An 11,101-nucleotide genomic window follows, 5' to 3' on the forward strand; every position below is an offset into this window, starting at 1 on the left:
AGAAGAGTATGGACAATAGCGTCCATGCTCTTTTTTGTTGGTTTCATAACGAATTTATGGGTTTTACTTTTTGGAAAAAATATTATCAGATGACGAAATTTGTAAAAAAACATTGTATACTAAAAACAATGGGAGTTAGGAGGGAATTGGATGTATTCAGAGCCGAAAAAAAGAATTTCTAGAAAAGCTTTGAATGTTTGGCGGATTTCGGGCGTCATAAAGTCGGTGATTGGCTGGTCAATAACTGCTTTAGCTATTTTTCTATTACATATTTTTGATGGACCCTTTTGGATTTCGATTATCCTGATTGCACTGGGCGTCATTTTTCCTTGTTTACATATTTTTGTTTTTCCTGTCTTAAAATGGAGACGCTGGAGATATGATGTACGCGAAGAGGAATTGGAACTTCAAGAGGGAATTTTTATTGTCAGCCGGACACTGGTTCCGATGGTTCGTGTTCAACATGTCGATACTGTGCAAGGGCCTATTTTGCGAAAATATAATCTAGCCTCGGTCGTTGTTCATACAGCGGCTACTGCTCATGAAATTCCAGCGTTAAAAGAGACGGAAGCTGAAGAATTGCGCTTCTATATTTCTAAATTGGCAAGGGTGGCTGAAGAAGATGTCTAAACCTAAACGGCTTCACCCGATTGTCAGTATCCTTCATACCGGTAAAAGAATACGAAACCTGCTGATACCGCTACTTGCACTTAATTTTTCCGGGGCAAAGGACGGTAAAGAACAGTTATGGATTTCGCTTGCCGGCTCATTCATTGCTATCATCATTACTTTCTTTACCGGCATCCTATCTTGGCTGAGATTTACATACCGTTTTGAAAATGATGAACTCAGGATTGAATATGGAGTTTTTGTTCGTAAAAAAAGATATATCCCGTTTGATCGGATTCAAAGCATTGATCTTTCTGAAGGTGTTTTACAGCGACTGTTTGGTTTAGTAAAAGTACAGATTGAAACCGCAGGCGGCGGTGGCGGCGAGGAGGCTGAAGCTGTCCTTTCAGCAATCACGAAAGAAGAGGCCCGGGTTATCCAGGAATTTGTCGCAGCAGCTAAAGATCCTGAAATAAATACAACTGAGGCTGTGCAAGAGAAAGAAGAGATCTATAAAATTACAACAAACCAATTAATGCTGCTCTCGTTAACATCCGGGGGTGTCGGGGTGGTGATTTCCGCTGTTTTTGCATTACTTTCACAATTGGATGACTTTATACCTTATAAAAGATTATTTGGCAGCGGTATAGAAAAATGGGCGCTCCATAATCTCATCTTAATTTGCATTTTTGTTTTTATTGGCTTTTTCATTGCCTGGATTATTGCTCTTGTTATGACCACAATGAAATATGCCGATTTTTCGGTGGTGAAAACGGAAAAGGATATCGTTATTTCTCGAGGCCTCCTGGAAAAAAGACAAATAACGATTCCTTTAAATCGGATTCAAGCGATCCGTATTAGTGAGAATAATATCCGGCAAATCCTTGGCTATGGCACTGTTTATGTAGAAAGTGCGGGCGGATCTGCTGCAAATCAGGAGGGAGCGAATGTTACACTGCTGCCGATTGTAAAGATGCAACAAGTTCGTTCGATTTTAGAACCATATTTGCCGGAATATCACTTTACTTACTCCTTTACTCCTGTACCAAAACGGGCACTGCTGCGATATATCATCAGAAGCTCGTTTGTAGTCGTCCCAATCGTCATTGTTGCACTTATCTTTTTAAAGGTATGGGGATTGCTTTCATTGCTTATTCTAGCAGTTGTGATAGGAAACGCAGTATTAAAATATAAAGCTGCCGGCTGGAGTCTCGATCACCAGCAGTTAAGCTTAAGGTTTCGAACGGTGAATAGGATAACGGTTTTGATGAAGAAAAATCGGATTCAAAGCTTAGAAATGCGGGAAAGTCACTTTCAACGGAAACGGGAGCTCGGAACAATAGAAGCGAATGTAAAATCGGGGGTTAGCGGTGCAGGGGGCACTGTCATTGATATAGAAAGAAGCGACCTGCTTAAGATTTATGATTGGTATTCTCGGAAAAAGAAAAACAGGGATACAGCCGATTGTTAAATTCGGCTGGAATCCCTGTTATTTTTGTGCTAATAACCCTACGATGGCGATGATGATGATCGCGGCCCAGATCAGCACTTTTAAGGGAGATTGCCTGGCTGCGCTCTTCCTTTTACTGCTGGCCCAGTTTGCCGTGCTTATAATCGATTTAGAAAAGTCCTTTTTGTTAAAATAAGGAATGGCCCCAAGTAAAAAGCCGCCAAGTAAGCCAAACAGATGGGCGGTAATATTTATATTTGGCTGTAAAAAGGTCATAATCAAGCTGACAACACAAAGAGTAAGGATAATTTGTGAGTTTTGCTTGGATAGCATATGTTTCTGAAACATAATAATCGCAATATAATAGCCAAAAAGTCCAAATATTGCTCCGCTTGACCCAACATGGGTATAGGTTAATGGCTCAAGCAATAAGGTTGCGACATTAGCTATCAGTCCTGACAGGAGATAAACGAATAAAAACCTGCCGCTTCCAAGCATACGCTCTAATGCCGGACCGAATAAAACCAGGGAAAAACTATTAAACAGCATATGAGAAAAACCGCTGTGCATAAAAATTGGGGTAATCAGCCGCCAAACTTCCCCTTCCATAATATAAAGATTGACTCCAGAAAAGGTTTCAAAGAACCAATAGTTTGGGAATATTGGTAAAATGGTTAAAAGATATAATACTAAGTGAATGGCAACAATAATAGAAACCATTGGATAAAAGCGGATAAATTCACGAAAGCTTTCGGTTCTCGTAAACAAGGTAGAAACCTCCTTTCACTTACCATCATATACAGAATTTCTGTCTTGTACACTATTATGCAGCCAATATTTTAAATAGAAGGAAGATGAATGATGATTAAAGGGATTGGTATTGATATTATTGAGCTTTCAAGAGTTCGCAATCTCATCACAAGACAAAGTAAATTTGTCGACCGGATCTTAACGATGAATGAAAAGAATAAGTTTGAAGACCTTTCTGAAGCGAGAAAGGTGGAATTTTTAGCAGGAAGATTTGCCGCAAAAGAAGCCTTTTCAAAAGCAGCGGGAACAGGAATTGGGCATGAACTTTCCTTTTTAGATATTGAAATTGGAACTGACGCACTCGGGAAGCCTTTTATTGTAAAGCCGGAGGTTCAGGCACACCTGTCTATCTCCCACAGCAGGGAGTATGCAGTCGCGCAGGTCATTATTGAACTATGATAAAAATCTTTGTTCCAGCGTCCAACGGCAAGTGAATGGCTCTCTTCTCCTTGCAATGAGTCAACAGCCATTCGACTATAGCTCTGTATTGTCTAGCTACAGCGCCTAGGGGCTCAGGGTCATAAGCACTAAGGAAAGCTCCTTAGAATATTCCTCGCAGGAACAAGCTGTGCTTGTTCCGAAGGTGCTTCCACTTTTCTGCTTTACTTTTTCTCATACGGATCTGTCCAATCCATATGCAGCTAAACTGGCGATTCCACTTTTTTTAATAGCTTGGCAACCTTTTTCGCATATTCCCTCAGGTTGTCTCATATATTCATAGGGAAATAGGAGAGACAAGGTCAGCTATGGTTAATTGAAGCCTGATTCCTGCCTTTCTCTTCTCTGATTATCATATGAAACGAGACAAGAAGGGGTTGAAGGAATGAGGAAAAAGTGGTTGCTCCTTATGATGGGGTTGGTGATCATCTTAATGCTTGCTGCCTGTGGCTCTAAGTCGCAGGATGATGTGGTGAAAGAATTAAAGAGTAAACAGGAAGACTTAACCAGCTATAAGGTAAATGCAAAAATGACGTTGAAAATGGGCTCTGATTCACAGGTGTATAAAGTAGAAATCTGGCATAAGGATCCTACTTTCTACCGCGTGAATTTGAAAAATGCTGAAAAAGACCAAAGCCAAATGATTTTACGAAATAACCAAGGGGTTTTTGTTCTTACACCAGCATTGAATAAGAGCTTCCGTTTCCAAAGCGATTGGCCGCAAAACAGCAGCCAAGCCTATTTGTATGAATCGTTGATTAAAGATATTGTTGCTGATAAAGATGCCAAGTTCTCCTCGACAAAAGACCATTATATATTTGAAACGAAAACTCGATATCAAAATAATAGCATGCTCCCATTTCAAGAAATTAAGCTCAATAAAAGGGATTTATCACCTGCTGTTGTAAAAGTGATGGATCCTGACCGAAATGCCCTTGTGACGGTCGAGTTCTCGAAGGTAACGTTTAAAGCGAATTTTGACAAGGACGCTTTCGATATGAAAAAGAACATGACACGTGCTCAGATTAATTTACCGGCAATGTCAGATGGAAGCGATAAATCCTTTACCGTTATGTATCCGACTTATGAGCTTAAAGGGACAAAGCTAGTGGAAGAAAAAGCAGTCAAGATAGAAGATGGCAAGAGGGTTGTCCTCACGTATGACGGCAAAAAATCTTTTACACTTATCCAGGAAAAAGTAACGGCAAAAGCTGCTTCCGCCACTCCGACTTATGTGGAAGGTGATATCGTTGATTTGGGTGTGACAATTGGTGCGGTGTCCGATCATTCCCTTTCATGGTCACATGGCGGCGTTGATTACATGATAGCATCGAAAAACCTAACCAGGGCAGAAATGATGGAGGTAGCAAAATCAGTTCAAGGCGATGCAGTAAAATAAAAAATTTTAGCACGAGGCGGGCTCTTCTTGAGGGGGCCTGTTTTTGTTTTTGGTAAAAAATACATAAAAGCAGTGTATATATTTTTTATGGTAAAATATATTATGTTTCAATTCGAATTAGGAAGTGGAAATATGGAAGAGCATGGATATTTCTATCGGGATACTTGGGCAGAGATCGATTTAGATTGTATTGCTGAAAATGTAATCTCTGTTAAAAAACAATTACCGCAAGAAGTCGATATTTTTGCTGTTGTAAAAGCAAATGCCTATGGACACGGGGATGTTCAAGTGGCGAAAACAGCACTTGCTGCAGGGGCAGTGTATCTGGCGGTCGCCTTTATGGATGAAGCCATTGCTTTAAGAAATAAAGGAATCAATGCACCGATACTTGTGTTGGGTGCGACACGTCCTGAAGATATCTGTATGGCAGCACGCTTTTCGATTACCCTTACTGTTTTTCAGAAGGAGTGGTTGGAGGAAGCGCAAAAACACTTATTGGCTGATGAACGTGTTTCATTGCACATCAAAGTAGATACCGGTATGGGCAGGCTTGGTGTTCGGAGCAGTGAGGAATTAAAGGTTGTTGAGCAAATGATCTTAGGGGATGGTCGATTTCAGTTAGAAGGGATCTATACGCATTTTGCCACGGCGGATGAACTGGACGATACCTATTTTCAAGAACAATTAGCATTATTTGAGACTATCATTAGTGCACTAACAAAACGGCCAAAGTATATTCATTCCGGCAATAGTGCGGCAGCCATCCGTTTCCCTAAAGCCTATTTTAATGCGGTTCGGCTGGGGATTGTCATGTACGGTTTGACGCCATCCGTCGAAATGGAAAAAGATATTCCTTTCCCATTAAAGGAGGCATTCTCATTACAATCCCGGCTTGTCCATGTGAAAAAGCTCCAGAAGGGCGATAAAGTAAGTTACGGGGCAACCTATGAAAGTGATCAAGAAGAGTGGATTGGTACGATTCCAATTGGCTACGCAGACGGATGGATCCGTAAGCTGCAAGGTCAGGAAGTGCTAGTGGGCGGAAAGCGTTCGATGATTGTCGGCAGAATTTGTATGGATCAATGCATGGTGCGTCTTTCTTCTTATATGCCGATTGGGACCACTGTAACATTAATTGGCAGGCAGGAGGACCAGTTCATATCGGTTAATGAAATTGCCGATAAACTTGATACCATCAATTATGAGGTTCCATGTATCATTGCGAATCGTGTTCCCCGTCTTTATAAAAAAGGCGGAAAAATTGTCGATATAAAAAATTACCACCTTAACAATTAACAGGCGTAAATAAAGAAATTGGAACATATTTATGATATTGCGGTAATTTGTGCATAAAAGCATCTTTTATTGGCTTATAATACAATAGAATTATATTTAGTCTATGAATTGGGCTTAATAAGTGTTAATATAAAATATGGTACAGATAAAACTCGTCGAATGACAGGCTTAAGTGCCGCTTCATGAGGCGTTGTTTTTATGCGTCAGAATGCATTTCTGGTTAGCTAAAAAATGGTGTGTAGTGATGGTGGAGGTGTATGTTTGTGTCTGAATCCGGCGCAACTACGGAAATCTTAGTAAAGTTACCGCAACATCTTTTAACTGAGTTAGATGGTTTCGTTAAACAAGAAAATGTAAACCGCAGCGAGTTTATTTACCAAGCAACAAAAATGTATTTGCGCGAACGAAAAAAGAGACAAATTCGCGAGTCGATGAGACGTGGATACATGGAAATGGCAAAGATAAATCTTAGAATTGCATCAGAAGCATTTCAAGCAGAATATGAGGCAGAACATACTGTAGAACGTCTAGTAAGCGGAGGATAAACCTTTGATTGTCAAACGTGGTGACGTATATTTCGCGGACCTATCCCCAGTTGTTGGTTCTGAACAAGGCGGTGTCCGACCTGTACTTGTCATCCAAAACGACATCGGGAATCGGTTTAGTCCCACAGTAATTGTTGCAGCGATCACAGCTCAAATTCAGAAAGCGAAGCTTCCTACTCATGTAGAAATTGATGCTAAACGCTACGGATTTGAACGAGACTCGGTCATTTTGTTAGAGCAAATTCGTACAATTGATAAGCAGCGGTTAACCGATAAAATTACCCATCTCGATGACGAAATGATGGAGAAAGTGGATGAAGCCTTGCAGGTAAGCTTGGGTCTCATCGAATTTTAGCTTTTAGTACGCTCTTTTTAAAAAGAGCGTTTTTTTGTACATATCCTGCCTTGATACTTCTGCCTATGAGCAAGCTATATAGCTTGCTTTTCTTTTTGTTAAGAGACCTGATTTATGTCCATTAATGAAACGCCTATGGTAATTTGATACAATATAAAAAAAGAATGGAGGATTATTTTGTGAATGATACAACCGTAAAAGATGATCAGCTAATAGGTAAAATAGCCGCTGAACTAGCGATTTCTTATAAACAAGTGAAAAGTGTTATTTCGTTATTGGATGAAGGCAATACAGTTCCCTTTATTGCCCGTTACCGTAAGGAAATGACGGGTGCCCTTGATGAAGTGCAGATTCGTACTATTTTAGAACGAAGGCAGTACATGCAAAACCTTGAGCAAAGAAAAGAAGAGGTACTAAGAATTATTGCTGAGCAGGGCAAATTAACGGACGAGCTAAGTCAAAGTATTACGAAGGCGGAAAAACTTCAAGAGGTTGAAGATTTATATCGGCCTTATAAGCAAAAAAGGCGAACAAAAGCGACTGTTGCCAAAGAAAAAGGGCTGGAACCATTTGCTGAGTGGCTGATGACTTTTCCTAAGGACAGCATCGATGAAAAAGCCAAGCAATTTTTAACAGAAGAAAAAGAAGTTCTTACGGTTGAAGATGCAATTGGCGGTGCCAAAGACATCATCGCTGAATGGGTTTCTGATGATGCAGAAAGCCGTAAATGGATTCGCAAAGAAACGCTTAAATCTGGTATGGTGTCATCTGTTGTAAAAGAGGCGGAAAAAGACGAGAAAAACGTTTATGAAATGTACTATGAATATGAAGAACCGGTAAGTAAAATTGTTCCCCACCGGACACTAGCCTTGAATCGCGGTGAAAAAGAAGACATTTTACGTGTCGCGATTAAAATGAATGCAGATATCATCATATCATATTTGTCGAGAAAATGGATCCGTAATCAGCATTCACCGGTAGCTCCCATAGTATTAGAGGCCATGGAAGATAGCTATAAAAGATTGATTCAGCCATCGATTGAACGTGAAATCCGCAGTGAATTAACCGAAAAGGGCGAGGAACAAGCGATACATATATTCTCTGAGAATCTCCGTAATTTGCTGTTGCAGCCGCCGTTAAAAGGAAAAGTGGTCATTGGTGTTGACCCTGCCTACCGTACAGGGTGCAAATTAGCAGTTGTAGATGAAACAGGTAAGGTGTTGAAAATTGATGTGATCTATCCGCACCCGCCGGTTTCCAAAACAAAAGAAGCTCGTGAAAAGTTTATGGCAATCCTGCGTGAATATAAAGTGGAAATGGCGGCAATCGGAAATGGTACAGCGTCAAGGGAAACTGAGCAGTTTGTAGCAGATATTTTAAAAGAAATAGATGAAGAAACTTTCTATTTGATCGTCAATGAAGCGGGTGCTAGTGTTTATTCCGCCTCTGACCTTGCGAGAGAAGAGTTTCCTAATTTCCACGTCGAGGAAAGAAGCGCAGTTTCAATTGCCCGTCGTTTGCAGGACCCGCTAGCTGAATTGGTAAAAATAGACCCTAAATCAGTGGGTGTCGGCCAATACCAGCATGATGTTTCTCAAAAACGCCTTTCTGAATCATTGCATTTTGTCGTCGAGACAGCAGTTAACCGGGTTGGTGTCAATGTGAATACGGCTTCTTCCTCGCTTTTGCAGTATGTAGCCGGGCTGAACAAAACGGCCGCCAATAATATTGTGAAAAAGCGTGAAGAAGAAGGGAAATTTACGAGCAGGGTTCAATTAAAGAAAGTACCCCGCCTAGGTGCCAAAACCTATGAGCAAGCAATCGGTTTTTTACGTGTTTTAGATGGTAAGCAGCCGCTTGACCGGACAGGGATTCATCCGGAGAACTACGATGAAGTGAAGAAGCTATTGGCTAGTCTTGGCTTTACTAGCAAAGACTTGGGATCGGAAGAGCTAAAGATGGCGCTTAACGGTCTTGATTTAACAGTCGTTTCTGAAGAGCTTTCAATCGGTGAACTAACCTTAAAGGATATTATTGACGCCTTAGTAAGACCGGAACGAGATCCGCGCGATGATTTGCCGCGTCCTCTTCTGAAAAAGGATGTCTTAAAGTTAGAGGACTTAAAATCAGGAATGGAGCTTCAAGGAACTGTAAGAAATGTCGTTGACTTTGGTGCGTTTGTTGATATTGGTGTAAAACAAGATGGGCTTGTTCATATTTCCAAACTTAGCAATAGATTTGTGAAACATCCGTTAGACATTGTCTCCGTTGGTGATGTCGTCACAGTTTGGGTGGATTCGGTTGATATGAAAAAAGGCCGCGTTGCCTTAACCATGCTGCAGCCATCATAGAATAAAGGAATGCGCCGTTGTCTTGTAGAAATATCATATTTGCGCATTAGTAAATGGAAACACTGCTTCTAGGAGCAGTGTTTTTTTTTGTAAAAAAACCAGCATTGATTTAACAATTTGATCTGATAGCGGTCCTTCTCATAAAAAGCCCTTTTCATTTGGTTTTGAAACCAAATTGGCATAAGGAAAACCTCCCGAAAAGTTCATCATTCTAAAGGTATATACAATATATGCTATAATAGGTTGTCACGTTCGCATGGAAGGTGAGGGATTCATAAAATGGAACAGAAAGAACTTCAATTATTGGTTGAAAAGATATCTGTTGAGTTATTTGGAATACCGTTTAAGCATAAAGCATCGTTTAATCCAAGATTAAGATCGACAGGTGGAAGATACCTTCTTGGCACACATAATATTGAAATCAATAAAAAGTATCTAGAGCAGCTCGGTGAAAAAGAACTTGTGGGAATTATAAAGCACGAGCTTTGCCATTATCACCTTCACTTAGAAGGAAAGGGCTATCAGCATCGAGACCAAGAGTTTAAGATGTTATTGAAAAAAGTAGGGGCACCACGATTTTGCACACAGCTGCCTGAGAGAAAAGTGAAACGCTCAGCAAAAAAGATTCTTCTTTATCAGTGTGCGAAATGCAAGCTTTCCTATAAGAGAAAAAGAAGCATTGATACCAGTAGATATGTTTGCGGAAGCTGCAGGGGGAAATTGACAAAAATGAAAGAAATAATCTTGGAATAGCGTAAGATTTTGGCAGAGATTTTTATCAAAAAACCGTATTGACTTTCTATTATTTCGTCATTATAATGGTAAGAGTCGATAGGGCGAATGTCTTATTGGAGCAATATGATAATCATTATTCCGCAGTAGCTCAGTGGTAGAGCTATCGGCTGTTAACCGATCGGTCGTAGGTTCGAGTCCTACCTGCGGAGCCATAATGGGGAAGTACTCAAGAGGCTGAAGAGGCGCCCCTGCTAAGGGTGTAGGTCGGGTAACCGGCGCGAGGGTTCAAATCCCTCCTTCTCCGCCATAAAAATTTTGGCCCCTTGGTCAAGCGGTTAAGACACCGCCCTTTCACGGCGGTAACACGGGTTCGAATCCCGTAGGGGTCATCAGGGACGGGGAGTGACTTTGATTCATTTCCTGTTTCTTATTCTTAATAACATTATTGGGCTATAGCCAAGCGGTAAGGCAACGGACTTTGACTCCGTCACTCGTAGGTTCAAATCCTGCTAGCCCAGCCACTTATTTTATTTTATATGCGGGTGTGGCGGAATTGGCAGACGCACCAGACTTAGGATCTGGCGCCGCAAGGCGTGGGGGTTCGACTCCCTTCACCCGCACCAAATATTACCTCTTGAATAAAGCTGGTAAACATGTTATGATTGTTTTCGTCGCTAATTAATATGCGGTCGTGGCGGAATGGCAGACGCGCTAGGTTGAGGGCCTAGTGGGGGCAACCCCGTGGAGGTTCAAGTCCTCTCGGCCGCACCAAAAAAACTTATTGACAAACCAAACTGAGTATGATAAACTTTAAAAGTTGGTTTCACAAGATGCGCCCGTAGCTCAATTGGATAGAGCGTCTGACTACGGATCAGAAGGTTATGGGTTCGACTCCTTTCGGGCGCGCCATTATTTTACGGGAAGTAGCTCAGCTTGGTAGAGCACTTGGTTTGGGACCAAGGGGTCGCAGGTTCGAATCCTGTCTTCCCGACCATTTGAAATTTATATGCGGGTGTAGTTTAGTGGTAAAACCTCAGCCTTCCAAGCTGATGTTGTGAGTTCGATTCTCATCACCCGCTCCAAACATACCTTATATTGTTCTTTGAAAACTAA

11 protein-coding genes and 9 tRNA genes are annotated in these 11,101 nt (G+C 41.1%); 18 read left to right on the forward strand and 2 right to left on the reverse strand.

Going from position 1 to position 11,101, the window contains the following annotated elements; all coding sequences use genetic code 11:
• Positions 1-150 precede the first annotated feature (150 nt).
• Positions 151-630 carry a PH domain-containing protein gene (locus V7150_RS11500; protein ID WP_335517872.1) on the forward strand — a complete coding sequence of 160 codons (480 nt, stop codon included), beginning with the start codon at positions 151-153 and terminating at the stop codon, positions 628-630.
• Positions 623-2,080, forward strand: coding sequence for a PH domain-containing protein (locus V7150_RS11505; protein ID WP_335517875.1), 1,458 nt, complete (start codon positions 623-625; stop codon positions 2,078-2,080). Before V7150_RS11500 ends, V7150_RS11505 begins: the two co-directional genes overlap by 8 nt.
• 18 nt (positions 2,081-2,098) lie before the next feature.
• Here the strand turns inward: V7150_RS11505 and V7150_RS11510 are convergent, their stop codons facing one another.
• The gene (locus V7150_RS11510; protein ID WP_335517878.1) at positions 2,099-2,827 is read right to left on the reverse strand and encodes a rhomboid family intramembrane serine protease; all 729 of its coding nucleotides are present in this window, start codon (positions 2,825-2,827) and stop codon (positions 2,099-2,101) included.
• Positions 2,828-2,920: 93 nt separating this feature from the next.
• Here V7150_RS11510 and acpS point away from each other — a divergent pair, with 93 nt between their 5' ends.
• The 6 genes from acpS (at position 2,921) to V7150_RS11540 (ending at position 9,253) form a co-directional block, all read left to right on the forward strand.
• Complete coding sequence (gene acpS / locus V7150_RS11515; RefSeq protein ID WP_335517895.1) at positions 2,921-3,268, forward strand: holo-ACP synthase; 348 nt, start codon at positions 2,921-2,923, stop codon at positions 3,266-3,268.
• 424 nt (positions 3,269-3,692) lie between these two features.
• The gene (locus V7150_RS11520; protein ID WP_335517881.1) at positions 3,693-4,706 is read left to right on the forward strand and encodes a LolA family protein; all 1,014 of its coding nucleotides are present in this window, start codon (positions 3,693-3,695) and stop codon (positions 4,704-4,706) included.
• Between the two features lie 132 nt (positions 4,707-4,838).
• Positions 4,839-6,002: an alanine racemase gene (alr, locus tag V7150_RS11525; protein WP_335517900.1), complete on the forward strand. Its 1,164-nt coding sequence runs from the start codon at positions 4,839-4,841 to the stop codon at positions 6,000-6,002.
• A gap of 263 nt (positions 6,003-6,265) precedes the next feature.
• On the forward strand, positions 6,266-6,547 hold the full coding sequence (locus V7150_RS11530; protein ID WP_071354167.1) for a CopG family ribbon-helix-helix protein: 282 nt from the start codon (positions 6,266-6,268) through the stop codon (positions 6,545-6,547).
• Positions 6,548-6,551: 4 nt separating this feature from the next.
• A complete protein-coding gene (gene ndoA, locus V7150_RS11535; protein ID WP_007083556.1) occupies positions 6,552-6,902 on the forward strand; it encodes a type II toxin-antitoxin system endoribonuclease NdoA in 351 nt (116 codons plus the stop codon).
• Positions 6,903-7,066: 164 nt separating this feature from the next.
• On the forward strand, positions 7,067-9,253 hold the full coding sequence (locus V7150_RS11540; protein WP_335517884.1) for a Tex family protein: 2,187 nt from the start codon (positions 7,067-7,069) through the stop codon (positions 9,251-9,253).
• A gap of 68 nt (positions 9,254-9,321) precedes the next feature.
• On the opposite strand, the gene cmpA is transcribed toward V7150_RS11540, so the two are convergent.
• Positions 9,322-9,435, reverse strand: coding sequence for a cortex morphogenetic protein CmpA (cmpA, locus tag V7150_RS11545; RefSeq protein ID WP_335517887.1), 114 nt, complete (start codon positions 9,433-9,435; stop codon positions 9,322-9,324).
• Positions 9,436-9,532: 97 nt separating this feature from the next.
• Here cmpA and V7150_RS11550 point away from each other — a divergent pair, with 97 nt between their 5' ends.
• The 10 genes from V7150_RS11550 to V7150_RS11595 all read left to right on the forward strand — a co-directional run bounded on the left by V7150_RS11550 (position 9,533) and on the right by V7150_RS11595 (position 11,070).
• Positions 9,533-10,006, forward strand: a complete 474-nt coding sequence (locus V7150_RS11550; RefSeq protein WP_335517890.1) for a SprT family protein — start codon at positions 9,533-9,535, stop codon at positions 10,004-10,006.
• 119 nt (positions 10,007-10,125) lie between these two features.
• Positions 10,126-10,200 (forward strand) — tRNA-Asn (locus V7150_RS11555).
• Positions 10,201-10,204: 4 nt separating this feature from the next.
• Positions 10,205-10,295: transfer RNA gene (locus tag V7150_RS11560), tRNA-Ser, on the forward strand.
• 10 nt (positions 10,296-10,305) lie between these two features.
• Positions 10,306-10,377 (forward strand) — tRNA-Glu (locus tag V7150_RS11565).
• Positions 10,378-10,434: 57 nt separating this feature from the next.
• Positions 10,435-10,509, forward strand: a tRNA-Gln gene (locus V7150_RS11570).
• 17 nt (positions 10,510-10,526) lie between these two features.
• Positions 10,527-10,611 (forward strand) — tRNA-Leu (locus V7150_RS11575).
• A 62-nt stretch (positions 10,612-10,673) separates the two neighbouring features.
• Positions 10,674-10,759 (forward strand) — tRNA-Leu (locus V7150_RS11580).
• A 61-nt stretch (positions 10,760-10,820) separates the two neighbouring features.
• Positions 10,821-10,897 (forward strand) — tRNA-Arg (locus V7150_RS11585).
• Between the two features lie 8 nt (positions 10,898-10,905).
• A tRNA-Pro gene (locus V7150_RS11590) sits at positions 10,906-10,982 on the forward strand.
• Positions 10,983-10,996: 14 nt separating this feature from the next.
• Positions 10,997-11,070 (forward strand) — tRNA-Gly (locus tag V7150_RS11595).
• Positions 11,071-11,101: the final 31 nt, after the last annotated feature.

Source organism: Neobacillus drentensis, assembly GCF_036965245.1.
GTDB classification, from domain to species: Bacteria; Bacillota; Bacilli; order Bacillales; family Cytobacillaceae; genus Neobacillus; species Neobacillus drentensis_G.